19 protein-coding genes are annotated in these 20,514 nt (G+C 71.3%); 5 read left to right on the top strand and 14 right to left on the bottom strand.

Annotated elements, in window-relative coordinates:
* The 13 genes from DY262_RS12065 to DY262_RS12005 all read right to left on the bottom strand — a co-directional run bounded on the left by DY262_RS12065 (position 1) and on the right by DY262_RS12005 (position 13,108).
* On the bottom strand, positions 1 to 1,680 hold the full coding sequence (locus DY262_RS12065; protein ID WP_116959176.1) for an FAD-dependent oxidoreductase: 1,680 nt from the start codon (positions 1,678 to 1,680) through the stop codon (positions 1 to 3).
* Positions 1,670 to 3,109, bottom strand: coding sequence for an amidase (locus DY262_RS12060; RefSeq protein ID WP_245980949.1), 1,440 nt, complete (start codon positions 3,107 to 3,109; stop codon positions 1,670 to 1,672). Before DY262_RS12060 ends, DY262_RS12065 begins: the two co-directional genes overlap by 11 nt.
* A 61-nt stretch (positions 3,110 to 3,170) precedes the next feature.
* Positions 3,171 to 4,634 (bottom strand): enolase-like domain-containing protein, encoded by a 1,464-nt coding sequence (locus DY262_RS12055; RefSeq protein ID WP_116959172.1) that lies wholly within the window; start codon positions 4,632 to 4,634, stop codon positions 3,171 to 3,173.
* On the bottom strand, positions 4,635 to 5,462 hold the full coding sequence (locus DY262_RS12050; protein ID WP_116959170.1) for a sugar phosphate isomerase/epimerase family protein: 828 nt from the start codon (positions 5,460 to 5,462) through the stop codon (positions 4,635 to 4,637).
* A 29-nt stretch (positions 5,463 to 5,491) separates the two neighbouring features.
* Positions 5,492 to 6,307 (bottom strand): ABC transporter ATP-binding protein, encoded by an 816-nt coding sequence (locus DY262_RS12045; protein WP_245980947.1) that lies wholly within the window; start codon positions 6,305 to 6,307, stop codon positions 5,492 to 5,494.
* Positions 6,308 to 6,312: 5 nt separating this feature from the next.
* Entirely contained in the window at positions 6,313 to 7,329 is a 1,017-nt protein-coding gene (locus DY262_RS12040; RefSeq protein WP_070399672.1) for an ABC transporter substrate-binding protein, read from the bottom strand.
* A 61-nt stretch (positions 7,330 to 7,390) separates the two neighbouring features.
* A complete protein-coding gene (locus DY262_RS12035; protein WP_070399671.1) occupies positions 7,391 to 8,167 on the bottom strand; it encodes an ABC transporter permease in 777 nt (258 codons plus the stop codon).
* A 23-nt stretch (positions 8,168 to 8,190) separates the two neighbouring features.
* Entirely contained in the window at positions 8,191 to 9,255 is a 1,065-nt protein-coding gene (locus DY262_RS12030; RefSeq protein ID WP_116959166.1) for a dihydrodipicolinate synthase family protein, read from the bottom strand.
* A gap of 67 nt (positions 9,256 to 9,322) precedes the next feature.
* Positions 9,323 to 10,159: a GNAT family N-acetyltransferase gene (locus DY262_RS12025; RefSeq protein ID WP_116959164.1), complete on the bottom strand. Its 837-nt coding sequence runs from the start codon at positions 10,157 to 10,159 to the stop codon at positions 9,323 to 9,325.
* The gene (locus DY262_RS12020; RefSeq protein ID WP_116959162.1) at positions 10,146 to 11,225 is read right to left on the bottom strand and encodes an NAD-dependent epimerase/dehydratase family protein; all 1,080 of its coding nucleotides are present in this window, start codon (positions 11,223 to 11,225) and stop codon (positions 10,146 to 10,148) included. Before DY262_RS12020 ends, DY262_RS12025 begins: the two co-directional genes overlap by 14 nt.
* A 129-nt stretch (positions 11,226 to 11,354) precedes the next feature.
* Entirely contained in the window at positions 11,355 to 12,005 is a 651-nt protein-coding gene (locus DY262_RS12015; protein WP_116959160.1) for a TetR/AcrR family transcriptional regulator, read from the bottom strand.
* Positions 12,006 to 12,094: 89 nt separating this feature from the next.
* Positions 12,095 to 12,493 (bottom strand): DoxX family protein, encoded by a 399-nt coding sequence (locus DY262_RS12010; RefSeq protein WP_070399668.1) that lies wholly within the window; start codon positions 12,491 to 12,493, stop codon positions 12,095 to 12,097.
* A 117-nt stretch (positions 12,494 to 12,610) separates the two neighbouring features.
* On the bottom strand, positions 12,611 to 13,108 hold the full coding sequence (locus DY262_RS12005; RefSeq protein WP_116959158.1) for a hemerythrin domain-containing protein: 498 nt from the start codon (positions 13,106 to 13,108) through the stop codon (positions 12,611 to 12,613).
* 148 nt (positions 13,109 to 13,256) lie between these two features.
* Between DY262_RS12005 and DY262_RS12000 the strand changes: the two genes are divergently transcribed.
* The gene (locus DY262_RS12000) at positions 13,257 to 13,613 is read left to right on the top strand and encodes an ATPase with chaperone activity (protein ID WP_116959156.1); all 357 of its coding nucleotides are present in this window, start codon (positions 13,257 to 13,259) and stop codon (positions 13,611 to 13,613) included.
* 6 nt (positions 13,614 to 13,619) lie between these two features.
* Here DY262_RS12000 and DY262_RS11995 read toward each other — a convergent pair whose 3' ends face one another.
* Positions 13,620 to 13,922, bottom strand: coding sequence for a DUF3892 domain-containing protein (locus DY262_RS11995; protein WP_116959154.1), 303 nt, complete (start codon positions 13,920 to 13,922; stop codon positions 13,620 to 13,622).
* A 113-nt stretch (positions 13,923 to 14,035) separates the two neighbouring features.
* On the opposite strand from DY262_RS11995, the gene DY262_RS11990 reads away from it, so the two are divergent.
* Genes DY262_RS11990 through DY262_RS11975 form a run of 4 tightly spaced genes read left to right on the top strand, consistent with a single transcriptional unit; the run spans position 14,036 to position 20,512 of the window.
* Positions 14,036 to 14,623, top strand: coding sequence for a restriction endonuclease subunit S domain-containing protein (locus DY262_RS11990; RefSeq protein ID WP_116959152.1), 588 nt, complete (start codon positions 14,036 to 14,038; stop codon positions 14,621 to 14,623).
* Positions 14,624 to 14,647: 24 nt separating this feature from the next.
* Positions 14,648 to 16,162, top strand: coding sequence for a type I restriction-modification system subunit M (locus tag DY262_RS11985; RefSeq protein WP_116959150.1), 1,515 nt, complete (start codon positions 14,648 to 14,650; stop codon positions 16,160 to 16,162).
* Positions 16,155 to 17,393, top strand: coding sequence for a restriction endonuclease subunit S (locus tag DY262_RS11980; RefSeq protein WP_116959147.1), 1,239 nt, complete (start codon positions 16,155 to 16,157; stop codon positions 17,391 to 17,393). Before DY262_RS11985 ends, DY262_RS11980 begins: the two co-directional genes overlap by 8 nt.
* The gene (locus DY262_RS11975; RefSeq protein ID WP_116959146.1) at positions 17,390 to 20,512 is read left to right on the top strand and encodes a type I restriction endonuclease subunit R; all 3,123 of its coding nucleotides are present in this window, start codon (positions 17,390 to 17,392) and stop codon (positions 20,510 to 20,512) included. Before DY262_RS11980 ends, DY262_RS11975 begins: the two co-directional genes overlap by 4 nt.
* The last annotated feature ends 2 nt before the right edge of the window (positions 20,513 to 20,514 follow it).

Here is a 20,514-nt window from a genome sequence, read left to right as displayed (position 1 = left end):
TCAGGCCGGCGCCGCCGCCGCGTGCCTCACGGCGCGCCAGGCGAACACCAGCGCCGGGCCCAGGGTGACGCCCGGCCCGGGGTAGCGCCCGCGCATGATGGAGCCCATGTCGGCGCCGCAGGCGTACAGGCCATTGATCGCCTGGCCATCGGGCCGCAGCACCCGGGCGTCGGCGTCGGTGCTCAGGCCCACGCTCATGCCGGCGTCGCCCGGCCACACGCTCACCGCGTAGAACGGCGCGGTGGCGATCGGGCCCAGGCAGGGGTTGGGGCCGTGGTCCGGGTCCCCGTTGAAGCGGTTGAGCTCGCTCGTGCCTTTGCCGAAATCCCCGTCGACCCCCGTGGCCGCGAAGCGGTTGTGGCGCGCCACCGTGGCCTGCAGGCCCTCGGCGTCCACGCCCAGCTGCGCCGCCAGCGCGGCCAGGGTCGGCGCGCGGCGCAGGTAGCCGTCGCGCACGAACGGCCCCAGGCGCCAGGCACCGGGGCGCACCAGGCCCAGGCCGTAGCGGCGCAGGAAGCGGGCGTCGCAGATCAGGTGCGCGGGCACGGCCGACGCGCCTTGCATGGCCAGCACGAAGTCGTGGTACGAGTCGCCCTCGTTGACGAAGCGCCGGCCGCGCGCGTCGACGGCGATCAGGCCCGGCTTGGCGCGGTCCAGCGCGAAGTGCGGGAAGCGCTGCGGCGCGCCGTCCGCGCCCTGCCGCACCGACACCGGCGCCCAGAAGGCCGGTGCGCGGTGCCCGGCCTCGTCGACCGCGGCGCCCACGGCCTGAGCCAGCCGCAAGCCGTCGCCGGTGTTGCCCTCGGCCATCAGCGAATGCGTGTGCGCGGGCTGGGGCAGCAGGCGCTGGCGCCAGTCGGGCGCGTGCCCGAAGCCGCCGCAGGCCAGCACCACGCCAAGGCGCGCGCGCACGCGGCGCTCGCGGCCGCCGTGCGTCAGCGTGGCGCCGGTGACGGCGCCGCCTTCCTGGTGCAGCGCGCGCACGTCCACGCCGGTGAGCGGGTCGACGCCGCGCTGGCGCAGGCTGTGCAGCAGGCGCGCGATGAGCGCGTTGCCCATCACCAGCCGCGTGCCGCGCGGGTGGCTCAGGCGGTCGCGCGCGTGCCGGGCCAGCAGGGCCAGCACATGGCGCAGCGCGCGCCAGGAGGCGAACGGGCGCAGCAGCGGCGCGACGTCGTCCTTGCTGACCGACAGGCCGCCCAGCACCATCATGTGGCGCATGGGCGGGCGCAACCGCGCGAAGTCGGCGCCCAGCAGGCGCCCGTCGAAGGGGCGCGCCACCAGGGCCCGCCCGCCGATGGCCGCGCCGGCATGCCGGTCGTGGTAGTCGGGGTGGCGCGCGGCGGGCGCGAACACCACGTCGGAATGCCGCTCCAGGTAGTCCAGCACGCGCGGGCCGGTGGCGAGGAAGGCCTCGCGCAGCTCGGCCCCGCTGTCGGTGTCGATCTCGGCCGCCAGGTAGCGGCGCGCGCCCTCCAGCGGGTCGGCCAGGCCGGCGCGCTGGCTTTGGCTGCTGCCCGGCACCCACACCGTGCCGGCCGAACTGGCCGCCGTGCCACCCAGCTGGCCGGTCTTCTCGCACACCATCACGCTCAGGCCTTCGATGGCCGCCACCAGCGCGGCCGTCAGCCCCGCCACGCCGCCGCCGATGACCAGCAGGTCGACCTCGTCAGTGTCCATGCGCCAGCCCGCTCACCGGTGGGCGCCGGTGGAACCAGGGACGGGCCGCTTCGAGCTGCGCGCACAGGCGCAGCAGCAGGCCCTCTTCCCCGTAGCGCGCCGCGAACTGGCAGCCGATCGGCAGCCCCTGGGGCGTCCAGTGCAGCGGCACCGAGGCGGCCGGCTGGCCGGTGACGTTGAGGGGGTAGGTGAAGGGCAGGTAGGCGCCCAGCCGGTCCATCCAGGCGCGCACGTCGCTGGAGCGGATGTCGAACCAGCCCAGGGGGCGCGGCGTCTGCGCCAGCGTGGGCGTGAGCCAGATGTCGTGGCGCTCGAAGAAACCGGCGATGCGCCGCGCCTGGCGGTGCAGCGCGTGCAGGTTGAGGATGTACTCGCTCGCGCTCACGCCGCGCCCGGCCTCGGCCAGCGCGTAGGTCAGCGGCTCCACCAGTTCGCGGTCGGGCAATGCACCGCCGGTGGCGCGCGCGATGTTGGCCATGGTGTTGGTGGCGAACACCATTTCGAAGCCGCGCTCCAGCGCGGGGGCGTCGAAGTCGGGCGAGGCCTCTTCCACGTGGTGGCCCAGCTGCTCGCACAGGCGCGCGGCGTCTTCCACCGCCGCCACGCAGGCCGGGTCCACGGGCACGCCGGTGGGCGCGGTCCGGGCGAAGGCGATGCGCAGGCGCCCGGGCGCGCGGCCCACTTCGTCGAGGTAGGGCCGCTCGGGCGGCGGCGCCTGGTAGGGGTCGCCCGGCATCGGCCCGGCCAGGGCGTCGAGCAGGGCCGCGCTGTCGCGCACGCTGCGGCTCACCACGTGCTGGTGGGCCAGGCCGCTCAGGCCCTCGCCGCCTTCGGGCCCGGCGCTGATGCGCGCGCGCGTGGGCTTGAGGCCGAACAGGCCGCAGCACGAGGCCGGGATGCGGATGGAGCCGCCGCCGTCGGTGGCGTGGGCGGCCGGCACCATGCCCGAGGCCACGGCCGCCGCCGCGCCGCCGCTGGAGCCGCCGGGCGTGAGCGCGGTGTCCCAGGGGTTGCGGGTGACGCCGTAGAGCAGCGATTCGGTGGCCGGCGACAGGCCGAACTCCGGCGAGTTGGTCTTGCCCACGATCACCAGCCCCGCGCGGCGCATGCGGGCCACGATCTCGCTGTCGGCCGCCGGCATCTGCCGCGCGAACAGGCGCGAGGACGCGGTGGTGGCGGCCCCGGCCACCGAGGCCACCAGCTCCTTCACCAGGAAGGGCACGCCCTGGAAGGGACCGGGCGGCAGGCCGCGCGCGACCTCGGCGCGCGCCGCGTCGTACAGCGGCGTGACCACGGCGTTGAGCCGCGGGTTGTGGCGCTGAATGCGCGCGAGCGCGGCGTCCAGCAGCTCCTGGGGCGCCACCTCGCCCCGGCGCACCAGCGCGGCCAGGCCCAGGCCGTCGTGTTCTTCGTAGCGGTCGATGCTCACTGGGCACACCTCCATGCGGCGCACTGCGGGGCCGAGCCCCTGGGGAACGGTCCGGCGGGGCTCATGCGTGCGCCGGCGCGGCGGGGGGCCAGTCGGCGCGCGCCATGGGCGCGGTGCCGTCCAGCACGGGATCGACGGCGGAGCCGAAGCCCGCGGCCGCCAGCGAGCCCAGGGCCAGTTGCCCGCGCCGAATGCGCAGGCGCACGCGGCCGTTCTGCTCGTGGTACAGGTCCGGGTGGGCGGCACCATAGGCCTGGGCCTCGGCCAGCGGGCGGCCGTTGAAGCCGTCGATGAAGTGGTGCGCGTTGCGCTCCACGTGCGGGATGCCCAGCAGGGCCACCAGCGCCAGGTCCTGCTGGACGGCAAGGCCGGGCTGTGTGGTCAGGTCCTCGGCCGACATGAAGTACACCGGCCGGCCCTCGGCCCGGTTCCACGCCCGGCAGCGCGCCAGGTTCAGCACCGACTTGTAGAAACCCTTGCAGGCCTTGGACGAGACGCCGGTGTAGCCCAGGGCGCGCGCACGCACAAAGGCGTCGAGATCGCCATCGGACTCGTCGATGATGACCGGCTTGTGGCGCGCCAGCGCCGCCACCGGCTGGGCCAGCGCCACCTGGCGCCGGATGGGCTGCTCGATCAGCAGCGTGGCCTCGCACAGGCGGCGCAGCGCGGGCTCGGCCGCCATGCGCCGCCACAGATCGGCGATGGCCTCGGCGTCGCCGTACTGTTCGTTGCCGTCGAGGGTGGCGAAATAGGGCCCATCCAGGCGATCGAGCACCGAGGCGATGCGGCGCAGGCGCTCCAGGTCGGCCTCGGCCTGGCCCGAGACCTTGAGCTTGAAGTAGCGGTTGCCGTAGGTGGCCACCACCTCTTCCAGGGTTTCGGGCAGGCCGTCGTCGACACGCGCGCCGCTCGCCTGGTCGGCCGCCACGATGGGGTCGAGCAGGCCCACGGTGTGGCGCACCGCCAGCGTGTTCAGCGGTTCCAGGCCGCGCAGGAAGGGCGTGGGCTCGAAGCCCTTGAGGTCGGGCGCGATGGCGTGCGCGCGCAGGCCGGGTCGGTTGTGCCGCATGGCCTGCCAGAAGCTCAGGCCCTCGATGCGACAGAGCGCGTCGAGCACGGCGCGGTCCAGCAGGGCCGGGCCATAGCTGGTGACCAGCGGGTTCAGGCCGACGGCGGCACCGGCGTCCAGCAGCGGACGGTAGTGCTCGGCGTACAGATCGAAGGCGCTGAGCGCGGGCGCCGCGAGGTAGGCGTCTTCGCACAGCTCCAGGGCCTTGCGCAGCTGGTCCAGGTTCTGCGCGTCGCTCAGCGCGGGGTTCTTGTCGAACCACTTGGCGCCCAGGGCCTCGGCGGCGTAGCCCGTGCCCTCGCGCCCGTCTTCGTGGCGCACGCGCACACGCACGATGGCCTGCCGGCCCTCGGTCACGGTGATGACGCCGAAGCGAAACGGCAGGCGCAGCCGGTAGGGCGACTCGAAGCGCTCGACGGACAGCACCGTCAGGCGGGGGGCGGGCGTGTGTTCCATTCAGTCCAGGGCCTCCAGCAGGCCGCGCAGGTAGCCAATGGCGCGCGCGGCGGCGGCCGGGCCATCGGGGTGGTGGTCGAAGGGCTCCACGGCCACCCATCCGGCGTAGCCGTGCCGGCGCAGCGCGCGAAGGATGTCGGCGAAACGCAGCGCGCCCTGGCCGGGGCCGCGCCCGTTCGGGTCGTTCACCTGCACGTGGGCCAGCAGGCCGCTGGGCAGCCAGCGCGCCAGCAGCCCGTGCACCGGCTCGGCCTCGGCGCGCGCGGCGGCGCAGCAGTCGAGCATGGTGCGCAGCGCGGGCCGGTCGAGGGCGCGCACGAGGGCGGCGGCGTCGGCCAGGGTGTGGATGAAGTCGGCCTCAGGCGGCGCCAGGGCCTCGATGCAGTAGGTGACGCCCGCCGCCTGGGCGTGTTCGGCCACCGTGGCAAAGACCTCGGTGGCCCGTGCGCGCGCGCCGGCTTCGTCGCCCGGCGTCAGGCGCCGCTGCGCGGGCGAGCCGTGCACCAGCACCTCGCCGCCGAGTTCGGCGCAGAGATCGACCAGGCCGCGCAGCACCTGCAGCGTGCGCGCGCGCACGGCGGGGTCGGGCGAGGTGATGGACAGGCCCTCGGGCTGGCGCAGCAGCCAGTGCAGGCCCGAGACCCGGATGCCCGCGTCGCTGGCGGCGCGGCGCAGGGCGGTGCGTTCGCTGGCGGGCAGGCGCCACGCGGCCTCGCCCAGGGTGAACGGTGCCAGCTCCAACCCCTGGTAGCCCAGGGCCGCGGCCCATTCGCACTGGCGCGCGAAGGGCCAGGGCGCGAGGACCTCGTTGCACAGGGCAAGGCGCACGGGGCCGGTCCTTCAGCGCCGCGCGCGGCTCACCACTGCGGGCCGGCCCGGGTCTCGCGCCGGCCGGTGGCGCCCGAGAGTTCGGTGTAGAGCTCGAAGGACAGGCGGCCCAGCGCCGGGTCGGCCCGCGTTTCGGCGGTGCGCGGGCGCGAGATCTCCACCGCGCGGATGTTGGCCACGCGACCGGGGCGTGGCGACATCACGACCACGCGGTCGGCGAGGAACACCGCCTCGGGGATGGAGTGCGTGACGAAGACGATGGTCTTGCGCGCGCCGCCGCCGGCGCTTTCGCCCCAGATGCGCAGCAGCTCGATGTTCATCTCGTCGCGCGTCATGGCGTCCAGGGCGCCGAACGGCTCGTCCATCAGCAGGATGGGCGGGTCCATGATGAGGGCGCGGCACAGCGAGGCGCGCTGCTGCATGCCGCCGGAGAGTTCGCCCGGGCGCTTGTCGGCGAAGTCGCCCAGGCCGACCATCCTGAGCAGCGCGTGGGCGCGTTCGCGGTACTGCGCCGGGTTGCCGCCGGACAGCTCCACCGGCAGCAGCACGTTGTCCAGCACCGTGCGCCACTTCAGCAGCAGCGCGGCCTGGAACACCATGCCCACCTGCGGGATGGGCTTGTCCACCGGCACGCCGTCCACCACGATGCGCCCGCTGGTCACCGGGCGCAGGCCGGCGATGGCGCGCATCAGCGTGGACTTGCCGCAGCCGCTGGGGCCCACGAGGGCGACGAACTCGCCCTCGTGGATGCGCAGGGAGATGTCGCGCAGGGCTTCCACCGGGCCGCTGTCGGCCTGGTAGACCATGCCCGCTTGGTCGACTTCGATGAGGACCCGTGCGTTCACTGCGCTCACTTGACCGCCAGGGGCATGGCCACCTTGGTGAAGAAGGCGGGGTTGAACACGTCCTTGCAGTCCACCTTCTTCGGCAGGCCCATGTAGGTGTTCACGATGTCGGTGGACGCGCACATCTTCTTCTCGTCGATCCAGCCGATGCCGTTGTCGGCGTAGTTCTTGGTGCGCATCAGGTCAAAGCCCATCTGCATGTTGGCCTCGATGATGGCCACGTCGATCTCGGGCACGCGCTTCTTGAAGATGGCCAGGGCCTCCTTGGGGTTGGCCATCACGTCGCGCCAGCCCATGTAGGAGGCTTCGAGAAAGGCCTTGAGCTGCTGCGGCTTCTCGGCCATGGTCTTCTCGCCGGCGATGATGGACATGGCGTAGAGGTCGAAGCCGTAGTCGGCCCATTGCAGGCGCACGGCCTTGCCCGGGCCCATGGCCTTGTCGTAGAAGGGCTGGCCGGTGGTGTAGTCGGCCACGCCGTCGACCCGCTTCTCGGCGATCGAGGCCACCTTGGCGGTGGGCTCGATGTTCACCCAGGTCACCTTGGCCGGGTCGATCTGGTTCAGGCGCGCGAAGGCGGGAAAGGCCAGGCGCTGGCTGTCGCCGGCGGGCGCGGCCACGGTCTTGCCTTCCAGGTCCTTGGGCTTGAGCAGCGGCTTGTCGGCGTGGCTGAAGAAGGTCATGGGCGTCTTGTCGAACACCATGCCGACCATCTTCACGCGCGCGCCGCGCGAGTTGGCCGAGATCACTGGCACCGCGTCGGCCAGGCCGGCGTCGGCACGGCCGGTGTCGACCTTGGCGATGGAGTCGCCCGAGCCCTTGGAGTTTTCCAGCGTCACGTCCAGGCCGCGCTGGGCGTAGTAGCCCTTGTCGAGCGCCACCCAGTAGGCGGCGTGGTCGCCCACGGCGAACCAGTTGAGGGCGAAGGTGAACTTCTCCTTCGCCTGCGCGCTGGCCGCGGTGGGCAGCAGCGCGAGCAGCGCCGCGCAGACGGCGGCGAGGGGGGCGGCGATCCGGGTGGTCATGGTGTGTTCCTTTCGGAGGACGGGGTGGGGGGCGGACGGGGATCTGGACAGTGGGATGCGCTCAGCGCGGCGCCTCTTCGGCCCAGGGCGCGAGCAGGCGCGACAGCAGGGCCACCAGGCCATACAGCAGCAGGCCGAGCACGGAGATCCACACCAGCGCGGCGAAGGCGGCCGGCGTGTTCATGCTGCTTTGCGTGGTGATGATCACGTAGCCCAGGCCCTTCTGCGAGGCCACGAACTCGCCCACCACGGCGCCCACCACCGCCGAAGTGGCGGTGACCTTGAGCGCGCTCAGGATGTAGGGGTAGGCGTTGGGGATGCGGATCTTCAGGAACACCTTCCACTTGGGCGCGCTGAACACGCGGCCCAGGTCCACCAGGTCCTGGTCGATCTGGGTCAGGCCCACGGCGGTGTTGATGACCACCGGGAAGAAGCCGATGAGCGCGCCGATCAGCATGTTGGGCAGGATGCCGTAGCCCAGCCACATGAGGAACAGCGGCGCGATCGCCACCTTGGGCAGGGTGTTCACGAACACCAGGAAGGGGGTGAGCGCGCGCGAGATGCCCTGCGACCACGCGATGGCCATGCCCAGCGCCACGCCGGCCACGCCGGCCAGCAGAAAGGCGCCGAGGATCTCCACGCCCGTGATCCAGGCGTGGCTGAGCCAGGGGATCTCGTCGCTGAGCATGGACTGCCACACGGCATAGGGACCGGGCAGCAGGTACTCGCGAATGCCGAACACCGACACCGCCAGTTGCCACAGCAGGATGAAGCCCGCGAACAGGCCGATGGCGGGCAGGTAGTGAAGGGTCCAGCGCAGGGCCTTGTTCTGGTTCATGGGTGCTCCTGTGGGCGCGGCCGTCAGGCGAGCCAGCGGCTCAGCCCCTCGGCCACGAAGGCGTCGTCGGCCAGGTCGGCGTGCTGGGCGCAGACGCGGTCGATGGCTTCTTTCTGCCCGGGGCTTAGGCCCTCGTTGGGGTCCAGGCACCAGGTGCCTTCGAGCAGGCCCTGGCGGCGCAGCACCTCGTGGCAGCCGGCGATGCAGCCGTGGAAGTTGTTGGCGACGTCGAAGAATGCGCTGTTGCAGTCGGTGACGCGGCTGTCCAGCGCCAGCATCTCGGCCGAGACCGCCGGCTCGCGCGCCGCCGCCTGGCATTGCTCGAGCAAGCGCACCGCGCCCGAGGTCCAGACCGACCAGTGGCCGAGCAGGCCGCCGCGAAAGCGCACGGTCACCGGCTGGCCGTCGCGCTGCACGGTGAAGGGGGTCACCAGGTCGAGCACGATGTGGTCGTCGTTGCCGGTGTAGAGCGTCACGCGGTCTTCGGCGCGCGCTTCGACCAGGCCGCGCACCACGTCGAGCGTGCGGTAGCGGTGGAAGGGCGCGACCTTGATTGCCACCACGTTGGGGATGGCGGCGAAGCGCGCCCAGAAGGCGGCGCTCAGGTCCATGCCACCCACGGCGGGCTGGAGGTAGAAGCCCACCAGCGGGATCTCCTGCGCCACGGCCTCGCAGTGGGCGATCAGGGCGTCTTCGCTCTGGCCCTTCATGGCGGCCAGGCTCAGCAGGCCGGCGTTGTAGCCCAGGCCCTGGGCCAGGCGGGCTTCGGCCACGGCCTGTTCGGTGCGGCCGCAGACGCCGGCCACCATGGCCAGCGGGCGGCTGGCCGGCACCCAGTCCCGCGCGGTGCCGATCGCCAGGCGCAGCACCTCCTCGAACAGGCCGACCTCGCGGATCGCGAACTGCGTGGTGTGCACGCCCACGGCCAGGCCGCCCGCGCCAGCGTCGAGGTAGTAGCGGCTGAGCGCGCGCTGGCGGCGCACGTCGAGCTGGCGTTGCGCGTTCAGCGCCAGTGGATGGGCCGGGATGGCCAGGCCGCGCTGCAGCAGCGCCCGGGTGTGTTGGACTTGGGTGGCGCTCAGGCTCACTGGGTAACCTCCGTGCGGTGCACTGCGGTGCGAGCCCCTTCGGGCGATCGGGTGGGGCTCATGGGACTCATCCAAATTCGGGACCGGCGACGACGAACAGCCGGTGGTGGACGTCAGCGATGGGGGCGGCGCCGAGCGCCATGCGCGCGAAGCCGCGCTGGCGGGCGAAGCCGTTGTGCTGCAGCCAGGCCGTCAGCGCGCTCCAGCGCTCGGGCACGTCGAGGAACACGGAGCCGCGCAGATCGGCCAGCGCGCGCTGCAGCAGCGACAGGGCCGACGCCTCGTCGCACGCCACCAGCGGCCCCAGCTGCGTGGCGCGCAGGCCCTGGCGGGCCAGCGCGAAGCCATGGCCGTCCGGCTCGACCCAGGCGCGCGTGCCGGGGCGGCGCAGGAAGTCGATCAGCAGCACGCCGCGATCGCAGCCATTGGCCAGCGCGTCGAGGCGCGCGATGGTGATCGCGTCGGCCAGGCCGGTGCCCGGCGCCGGCGGCGCGGCCGCCAACACGCCTTCCCAGCGCGCCAGCGCGAAGCCGGCCTCGAAGCCCAGGCGCGCATAGGCCGGTTGACCGGCCGGTGTGGCGTCCAGCACCGGCGTCGCGTCCAGCGCGCGCAGATGGGCGATGCAGTGCTGCATGAGCTGGGTGGCCAGGCCCTGGTGGCGCCACTCGGGCGCGACCAGCACCATGGAGATCCAGCCCAGGCCCCCGGCGTAGGGCAGCGCGGCCGCGGTGGCGACCAGGCGGTTCGCCTCCTGCTCGCGCAGGCCAAAAACCCGGCCCTGGCGCACGAACAGGCGCCAGTCCTCGGCGGTCTGGTTCCAGCCCGCCGCCTCCGACAAGGCCAGGCCATCCGGCGCGTCGGCCGGGCCCAGGACGACCAGGGTCAGGGCCTCAGAAGGCGCCATCCCTGACCTCGAACTTGGTCGGCTTGTTGAAGGCGGGCTGTTCGCGCTTCACCCAGTCGGCCACCCAGTCGAGCATGGCGCCCAGCGGCACCAGCGGGTAGCCGAACAGGCGGCAGGCCAGCGTGGTGTCCGACAGCAGGGCGGTGCCCGCTTCCTGGCCGACCACGCGGGCCGGCACGCCCAGGCGCGCCGCGAACTCGTCCACCAGCCAGCGCACCGACAGGGTCTCGGGCCCGGTGCAGTTGATCGGCGTGGCCGGCACCGTGCAGTGGCGCAGGGACCGCAGCACCTGCGCGTTGGCGTCGCCCTGCCAGATCACGTTCACGTGGCCCATGGTCACGTCCACGGCCTCGCCGCGGTGCACCTTGGAGGCGATGTCGTACAGCACGCCGTAGCGCATGTCGATGGCGTAGTTCAGGCGGAACAGGCGCCCGGGCGAGCCGTGCTGGGCCGAGAAGTACTCGAACATGCGCTCGCGCCCGATGCAGGACTGCGCGTACTCGCCCAGGGGCGCGGGCGGCGTCTTCTCGCTGGCGCCCTGGCGCCCCACGGTGGTGAGCGGGTAGATGTTGCCGGTGGAAAAGCCCACGATGCGCGCGCCGCGGAAGGTGTCGGCCACCAGGGCCGGCACGTGCGTGTTCATGGCCCAGGTCAGGGCCTGGTTGTCCTTGGCCCCGAACTTGTGGCCGGCCGCGAAGACGATGTTGGGCACGCGCGGCAGGGCCTCGATGGCGGCGCGGTCCAGCAGGTTGGCCGTGATGGTCTCGATGCCCCAGGCCTCCAGGCGCTGGCGCACCTCGGGGTCGCTGAAGCGCGCCACGCCGATCACGCGCTTGTGCGGCGCGGCGTTCTTGGCCAGGCGCGCGAGCGTGGGCCCCATCTTGCCGGCCACGCCCAGGATCATGAGGTCGCCGTCCACCTGCGCGAGGTCGTCGATCAGGGCCTGGCTGGGCCGCGACAGGAACTCCTCCAGCGCCTCGACCGACTCGAAGCGCTCGGGCAGCTGCGCCGGGTCCAGCAGCGCGACACGGTGCTGGGGCGTTCCCCCGGATGGCTGGCTGTGCATGGAATCGCCCTTTCTCAAACTCGATGGAATGAGCATATGGGCGCGCTTCGGTGGCGTCAACCGTTTGGTTGAAATCTGGGGTTGGGGTATGCGAGCATGGACGCCCGCCCCCGGCGATGGCCTGCCGGATCAGACGCGCAGGCCGGCCATGGCGAAGGCCACGACGTGCGCGCGGTAGGCGCTGACCGCGGCCTCGGACTGCAGCTCGCGGTCGAAGATCGAGGCCAGGGTGAGGCGGTTGGAGAAGAAGAAGTACGACATGCCCGCGACCGAGATGTACAACTCCACCGGGTCGATGCCGCGGCGAAACACCTTGGCCCGGATGCCGCGCGCCAGGGTCTTGGCGATCAGCTCGATCAGGGGCGAGTTGGTGTCGCGGATGGCGCTGGAGTCGCGCACGTGGGGCGCGCCCTGCGCGTTCTCGTGGTTGAGCAGGCCGATGAAGTCGGGGTGCTGCGCCAGGTAGTCGAAGGAGAAGCCGATGAGGGCGGCCATGGCCTCCTCGGGCTTCATGTCGCCCAGGTTCAGGCTGCGCTCCTGCGTCCGGATCTCGGTGTAGACCACCTCCAGCGCCGTGCGGTACAGGTCTTCCTTGCTGCCGAAGTAGTAGTAGATGAGCTGCTTGTTGACGCCTGCGCGCGCCGCGATCTCGTTGACGCGCGCGCCCGTCAGGCCCTTGGCGGAAAACTCCGCGCGGGCCGCCGCGAGGATGGCCGCGCGGGCCGCGCTGCTGTCGGCGTCGGGGTGGCTGGGGGCGGCGGCGCGGCGTGGGGCGGGCATCGTGGTCGGCGGTGCGGGTGCGGTGCGCCGGATTATCGGCCGGGCTTTCTGCGCGGCGGGCGCGGCACCCGCGGGCCCGCCACGGCGGCTCAGCGCTGCGGCCCGAGCCGGTGCGTGAACGCCACCACCAGCGCGCTCACGAGAAAGAAGGCCTGCAGTTCCAGGCGCCAGCCGCCGCTGCTGGCCAGGCCCAGGAAGTGACCCGAATGCACCAGCACCAGCGCCACCACCATGTTGATGGCGACCACCAGCGCCGCCGGCACCACCCAGAAACCCACCAGCAGCATCAGCGGCGCCACCACCTCGCCCAGGTACACGGCGTAGCCCAGGAAGCCCGGCAGCCCATGCGCGCTGACCATGCCCACGATGCCCGAGACACCGCCCGTGATCTTGGCCCAGCCATGGAACAGCATGAGGATGGCCAGCGTCCAGCGCAGCAGCAGCACACCGAAACGCGGTTGATCGAAGAGGGCGTTGAGAGCGTTCATGACAAGTGAGAGGGGGAGAGGGGAGAAACCGTCGCAAGTGACGAGGGGGCAGAGCATGCCACGCCCGAACGCTTCCCCCGCCCGCCCCGCGCGCGGTGCGATCCGCCGCGCGCCGCCTCAGCTGGCGGCCGGCACCACCGCGCCCTGGCGGTCCACGGCCAGGCTCTTGTAGGCCTGCGCGTAGTGCTGGCGCATGTGCACCAGGTCCTTGAGGTAGCTGCGGCCCAGGGTCAGCTTGTCCGCGTCGCTGATGAGCTTGCCCGCGAGCTGGAAGAACTTGCGCTCCTCCTCGCGCAGGTGGTGGTGCACCTTGTCGCTCAGCCGCTTCGCCGTCGCCAGCCAGGCCGCCGTGCCTTTGTCGGGCACGCTCAGGTCCTCGCACAGCTCTTCGATGGTGTGGTGCTCGGCCAGGGCGTGGCGCGAGGCGCTGAGGCCAGGATTGGTCATCAGCATCGGCACGTACAGGAAGCGTTCCTCGGCCGCGGCATGGGCCTCGAGCTCGACCTTCAAGGTGAGGAACACCGTGTCGCGGTCCTGGGGTTTGATGCGCACGAGCCGGCGGCACAGGCGGCGCTGCAGCTCGTGGCTCTGGCGCAGGGCGTCGAAGAGGGTCATGCGGGCGTTGAGGTGGTGCTTGGGACAAAAGGGTTCCGTGTGACTTGATCGTCTCTGCGCGACACCAGCCCGCGCGTCGGACAGGTCCGACCCCGCCGTCGGCGCGCGCGCCGTGACGGCGTGCGCCGATTCCGACATGATTCGCGCCATGGACGACGCTTCCCAGATTCACATACCCGAGAGCTTCATTCGCCTGCAGACGCGCCCGGGCCAGCGGGCCGCCCAGCTGGCCCAGCACATCGCCCGCCGCTTCGAGGTCTGCGACGACATGGCCAACGCCCTCGTCACGCGCGCCCAGGAGGTTCAGTTCAAGCTCGGCATCACCGAGCCCGACGTGATCGACAAGGTGCTGGAGGGCCTGCTCGAGTTGGCGGGCGAAGAACCCGACAGCGTGCTATCGCCCCCCGAGGCCCGCTGGGTGGTGTGCCACATGGCCGAGCAGCTGGGCTGGACCGAGCACCTGAGCCCCGAGCTGCGGGCCATGGCCGGCGGGCTGCTGCAGTAAGCCGCCTCAACCGATCAGCGCACAGCTTCGCCCGCATTCCGGCAGCGCGAGCAGGTGGTCGGTCCAGCCGTCCGCCCGCTGCGTGCGCAGGTAGGGCGTGTGGCCCGGCTCGCGCACCACCGCGAGGCGCAGGCGCTCGCCCGTCTTTCGATCGAGCAGGTAGTACCCCTCGGTCCCCGACTCGATGCGCCGGACCATGGATTCCAGCGACAGCCGCCAGTGGTTGGCGATGTGGCCCAGGTGGGTGATGTGCTCGTGCCCGCCCTGGCGGTTGAGCCGGCTGGCGCAGTTGATTTCGAATTCGCGCATGTGGTCCTTCCCCTTATTCATGCATCATGTGTTTTGATGCATGAACACATTTAGCTTACTTGTCTCGACCGAAAGGGGCAAGCAAAATTTCGCATCACAGAGATTGATGCATCATGATTTCGTCATTGAAAGCGCTGGCCGAGGTGCGGGCGGGCCACCCCTTCCGAGGCAGCGTGCCGGTGGCGGCGCACGGCAAGGCCCGGGTCATCCAGATGCGCGACATCTCCCCCGACGGCGACGTGGCCTGGGCCAACCTTTCGCGCGCGGACCTGGGCCGCGGCAAGCCGCCGGATTGGCTGCGCGACGGCGACATCCTGTTTGCCGCGCGCGGCACGCGCAACTACGCCGTGTGCCTGAGCCAGACGCCGCCCGCCACGGTGTGCGCGCAGTACTTCTTTGTGCTGCGCTGCAAGGCCGAGGGCCTGCTGCCCGAGTACCTGGCCTGGCACATCAACCGCACCCCCAGCCAGCGCTACCTGCGCAACAACGCCGAGGGCACGGACCAGCTCAGCATCCGCCGTCCGGTGCTGGAAGACATGCCCATCGCGGTGCCCGGGCTGGCGCGCCAGCGCCTGCTGGTCGATCTGGCCGAGGCCGCCCGGCAGGAGCGCCAGCGTTTGGAAGCCCTGATCCGCAACCGTGAGCTACAAATCGACGCCCTCGCGCAGGGCCTGCTGGCCCCGTCCGCGCGCCAGGCCTGATCCCGCCGAACCTTCAAGAACGACATGAACGACGACACCGTCATCAGCCAGGACGCCATCAACACCGCCGTCTGGAACGCCTGCGACACCTTCCGCGGCACCGTGGACCCGAGCATCTACAAGGACTACATCCTGACGATGCTCTTCCTCAAGTACATCTCCGATATCTGGCAGGACCACTACGAGCGCTACCAGGCCGCGCATGGCGCCCACCCCGAGCTCATCGAGGAGCTGCTGAAAAACGAACGTTTCGTGCTGCCGCGCAGCGCGAACTTCCGGGCCTTGCACGAGGCCCGCCACCAGCCCGGCAATGGCGAGCGCATCGACCGCGCCCTGCACGCCATCGAGGAAGCCAACCTGGGCAAGCTGCGCGACGTCTTCCAGGACATCAGCTTCAACTCCACCAAGCTCGGCGACGAGGCACAGAAGAACGACATCCTGCGCCACTTGCTGGAGGACTTCGCCCGGCCCGAGTTGAACCTGCGCGAAAGCCGCGTCGGCCAGCTCGACGTGATCGGCAACGCCTACGAGTTCCTCATCAAGAACTTCGCCACCACGGCCGGCAAGAAGGCGGGCGAGTTCTACACCCCGCCCGAGGTCTCGCAGCTCATGGCGCGCCTGATGGCCCCCCAGGAAGGCGAGGAGATCTGCGACCCCACCTGCGGCTCTGGCTCGCTGCTGATGAAGTGCGCGCAGCTGATCCGCTCGCGCACGGGCCGCCGCCACTACGCCTTGTACGGGCAGGAAGCCATCGGCAGCACCTGGGCGCTGGCCAAGATGAACATGTTCCTGCACGCCGAGGACAACCACCGCGTCGAATGGGGCGACACCCTGCGCAACCCCAAACTGCTCGATGCCGATGGCCGCCTGCGCCGCTTCGACGTCGTCGTCGCCAATCCACCGTTTTCGCTGGAGAAATGGGGCCACGAAAACGCCGCGAAGGACCCGCACCAGCGCTTTCGCCGCGGCGTTCCGCCGCGCACCAAGGGCGACTACGCCTTCATCCTGCACATGGTGGAGACCATGCGGCCTGGCACCGGCCGCATGGCCGTGGTGGTGCCACACGGCGTGCTGTTCCGCGGCGCCAGCGAGGGCCGCATCCGCCAGGTGCTGATCGAGGAAAACCTGCTGGACGTGGTCATCGGCCTGCCGGAGAAGCTGTTCTATGGCACCGGCATCCCGGCGGCCATCCTGGTGCTGCGCCAGAACAAGGTCGATGACAAGGTTCTGTTCATCGACGCCAGCCGCGCCTACCAGGACGGCAAGAACCAGAACCTGCTGCGCGCGCAGGACGTGCAGGCCATCATCGATGCCGTGCAGGCGCGCCAGCCCATCGACAAGTACGCCCACCTCGCCACGCGCGAGGAAATCGCCGGCCACGGCTTCAACCTCAACATCCCGCGCTACGTCAACACCTTCGAAGACACGGCCACCGCCGACCTGCCGGCGGTGCGGGCCGAGCGCCTGAAGCTCAAGGAAGAACTCGCCGAGCTGGAGTTGAAGATGGCGGGGTATCTGAAGGAGCTGGGGTATGACTGAGCTGCCCACGGGTTGGACTCGCGCCACCCTGGGTGACATCGCCCGCATCGGCTCCGGCGGCACACCGGACCGCTCCCGGCCAGGCTACTGGGGTGGCGACATCCCCTGGGTCACGACGGGCGAAATCCAGTTCAACACCATCACCGCCACGGCCGAGAAGATCACGCCGCAGGGCATGCGCCACTCCTCGGCCAGGCTCTTTCCAGCGGGCACCGTGCTCATGGCCATGTACGGCCAGGGCCGCACGCGCGGGCAAGTGGCGCGCCTGGGCCTGGCCGCCACCACCAACCAGGCCTGCGCCGCCATCCAGGTGCACGCCGAGCACGACCCCGACTACGTCTACCAGTTTCTCGCCGCGCACTACGCCGAAATCCGCGAACTGGGCAACGCCGGCGCCCAGCAGAACCTCAACGCCGGGCTGATCCGCTCCATCCCGCTGCCTCTGCCACCCCGGCGCGAACAGGCGCGCATCGCGCGAATGGCCGGCGACTGGGACCGCGCCATCGCCACCACCGAACGCCTGCTCGACAACAGCCGCCGCCAGAAGCGCGACCTCATGCACGTGCTGCTGTCCAACCGCCGCTCGGTGGTGAACGCGCGGGCGCACTGGGCGCAGGTGGACTTCGACGCCGTCTTCGAGCGCATCACCCGCAAGAACACGGACGGCGACAGCAATGTGCTCACGATCTCGGCCCAGCACGGCCTGGTGAGCCAGCGCGAGTTCTTCAACAAGAACGTCGCCAGCGACGACCTCAGCCGCTACACCCGGCTGGCCCCCGGCGACTTCGCCTACAACCGCAGCGCCTCCTGCGGCTACCCGGTCGGAGCCATCAAGCCGCTGGTGGCCTACGACTCGGGGGTCGTCTCCGGCCTCTACATCTGCTTTCGCCAGCGCCCTGGCGCGGAGGTGGACAACGATTTCTATCGCCTCTACTTCGAGGCCGGCATGCTCAATGAGGCGATCACCGGCATCGCGCAGGAAGGCGCTCGCAACCATGGCCTGCTCAATGTGAGCCTGAAGGACTTCTTCAAGCTGCCGCTGCACCTGCCGCCACTGGATGTGCAGCGCCGCATCGCGGCCATCCTGCGCGGGGCCGAAGCCGAGGAGTACAGCATCGCCGCCCAGATCGAGGCGCTGCGCCTGGAGAAGCGCGCGCTGCTGGGCGAGCTCTTCAGCGGTCGCCGGCGCGTGCGACTGCCCCCGGCCCAGACCGTCGCGCCGCCGGCATGAACGCCGCGCTGCGCTGGCTGGCGAGCCTGGGCTGGCGCCACCGGCCCGCTGCCGAGGCGGCGCGCTGGCGCAGCGGTCCGAACGACGTCCTTCTGCGGCCACGCCTGATCCAGGCCCTGCAGGCGCACCGCTTCGAGTACCGGGGGGAGCGCTACCCGCTCTCGGCCGGTGGCATCGACCAGGTGGTGCGCGAGGTGGAGGGGCTGTCCCTGGCCGACGGCCTGCTCGCCGCCAACGAGCGGTTCTACCGCCTGCTCACGCTCGGTGTCACGGTCACCGAGTTCATGCCCGATGGCAAGAAGCACCAGCCCACGGTGCCGCTGGTCGACTGGGAGGCCCCCGACACCAACCAATGGGACGCGGTCGAATCGCCCGAACTGCACACCACCATCGGCGCGCACCCGCGCCGACCCGGCGTGCTGGGCTACGTGAACGGCCTGCCGCTGGTGGTCATCGAGGGCCCGGCATCGGGCGGCCACCCTCGCGCGGCTCCGGTGCACGAGGCCATCCAGCGCCAGCTGCACCACCAGCGGCCCGACGAGACACCGGGGCTGTTCGTCTACGCCCAGTTGCTGCTGGCCCTGGGTTCGGGCGAGGCGCGCTACGCCACCACGGGCACGCCCCCGCGCGCCTGGGCGCGCTGGCGCGAGGAGCCCGGCGACGGCACTGGGTCCAACGAGCCCGAGCGGACGGTGCGCGCCCTGCTGCGGCCCGAGCGGCTGCTCGAGCTGCTGCGCCACTTCGTCCTGTTCGACCGCCGCCTGGGCAAGGTGATCGCGCGGCCACACCAGTACTTCGGCGTGCGGGCCATGCTCCAGCGCATCCAGCAGCGCCGCCCCGACGGCGCTCGCCAGGGCGGTGTGCTCTGGCACACCACGGGTTCGGGCAAGAGCTTGACCATGGTCTTCCTGGCCAGGGCCCTGGTGTTCCACCCCGACACGCAGGCCTGCCGCGTGCTCGTCGTCACCGACCGCCTCGACCTCGAAGACCAGCTCGCGCGCAATTTCACGAACGGCGGCGCCTTCGGCTCGGCCGTGGCCGCGAAGAAGGATGGCGAGAAGGCCCGCGTGGGCAGCGGGCGCGAGCTGGCGCGGCGCATCGGCCGGGGGAGCGAGCGCATCGTGTTCACGCTGGTCCACAAGTTCACCACCGCCACGCAACGGCCTGAGTGCTACAACCCTTCGGCCGACATCGTGGCGCTGGTCGACGAGGGCCATCGCAGCCATGGCGGGCAACTGCATGAGCGCCTGCGCCGGGTGCTGCCACGCGCGGCCTGCCTGGCCTTCACGGGCACCCCCCTGCTCAAGGAGGAAAAGACCTCGCAACGCTTCGGACCCATCGTGCACGCCTACAGCTTGCAGCGCGCGGTGGACGACGGCACCGTGGTGCCCCTGCTGTACGAAGAGCGCGTGCCCGAGATGGGCGTCGACGACGACGCCGCCAACCATTGGTTCAACCGGATCAGCGCCGGCCTCACGCCCGAACAGACCGCGGAGCTCAAGGGCCGCTACACGAGCCGGCGCGCGGTATACGGCGCCCCCCAACGCATCGAGCTCATCGCCTGGGACATCGCCCAGCACTTCGAGCGGCACGTCAAGCGCCTGGGTCTCAAAGGCCAGGTGGCCACGGCGAGCAAGCTCGACGCGATCCGCTACCACCGCTGCCTTGAGGCCACGGGCCTGGTGAGCAGCGCCGTGATCATGTCGCCGCCCGACAACGGCGAGGGCCACGACGCCATCGACGACCAGGGCCGGCTCGAGGTGCAGCGCTGGTGGGACGCCCACGTGGGCCGCGACGCACAGGCTCACGAGCACCGCGTGCTGCGCGATTTCAGTGGCGACGGCGGGCCTGAGCTGCTGATCGTTGTCGACCGGCTGCTCACCGGCTTCGACGAACCACGCAATGCCGTGCTGTACATCGACAAGCCACTGAAGGCGCACAACCTGATCCAGGCCGTGGCGCGCGTCAACCGCCCGCACGAAGCCAAGCGCCACGGCCTGCTGGTGGACTACCGCGGCATCCTGCGCGAACTGGACAGCGCCTTGCGCGACTACCAGAACCTGGAAGCGCGCACCCAGGGGGGCTACGAACTCGACGACGTCGCGGGCCTCTATCGACCGGTGAGCGCCGAGTACCGCCAGCTGCCGGCCCTGCACGCGGCCCTGCGCGCCCTGTTCGACGAGGTGCGGGACCCGTCCGACCTGGAGCAGTACCGGCAGGCCCTGATGCCCCGCTTCGTGGACAGCGGCAGCGGGCAGGGCCTCGACGCGCAACAACAGCGCCGCGACGCCTTCTACGCCGCCCTGCGGCGTTTCACGCAGTGCCTGCAGACGGCCGAGGCCTCGCGCAGCTTCTTCGACGACCCCCAGGTGTCCGAACAGGCCATCGCCACCTACCGCGCCGAACGGCGCTTTTTCAACGGCCTGCGCCGCATCGCGCAAGGCGACGCCCAGGAGACCGAGGACCGGAGCGACAGCGGGCCCGAGCACCTGCGCCACGCCGCGGGTCCGCGCTGGCAGCGGCTGGCGGTGCGGGAACCGGAGGGCGCGTACCTGTTGACCCCTCCGGCACGGACCGACGCCCCCGAGCGCTGGAGCCCGGAGAAGGCCCGCAACGAAGCCGACCTGGTGCGCGCGCGCCTGCGAAAGACCATCCAGGTGGCGCTGGCCGACGACCCCTACGCGCAAACGGTGTTCGCCGATCGGCTGAAACAGGCCGTCGCCCAGACGCAGGCCTTGTTCGATCAGCCGCTCAAGCAGTACATGCTGCTGGTGCGCCTGGAAGACCAGGTCGCGGCGCGAACGGTGGACGGCCTGCCCGGCGCCTTGGCGGACCATCCGCTGGCGCGGGCCTATTGCGGCATCTGCCGCCTGGTGCTGGGCGAAGAGGCGTTCGCGCGCACGCCACCCGACGCCTGGGCGAGGCAAGCCCTGTCCATCGACGCGGTGGTGGGCCGGGCCATGGTCGAGCACTCGCTCAACCCGCACAACATCGGCTTCGTCATTCGTCAGGCCTTGCTGCCCGAGCTGTTCGCGCTCATGGGACTGGAGCACGCGCGGGAGGTGATTGAACGGGTGGTGGAGGTGGCGCGGGTGAGGATGGAGCGGGCCTGCCGATGAAC

The sequence above is a fragment of the Hydrogenophaga borbori genome, from assembly GCF_003417535.1.
Classification (GTDB): Bacteria; Pseudomonadota; Gammaproteobacteria; order Burkholderiales; family Burkholderiaceae_C; genus Hydrogenophaga; species Hydrogenophaga borbori.
The sequence above is the reverse complement of the archived record's forward strand: the minus strand, read 5'-3'. Positions and strand labels throughout refer to the sequence as shown.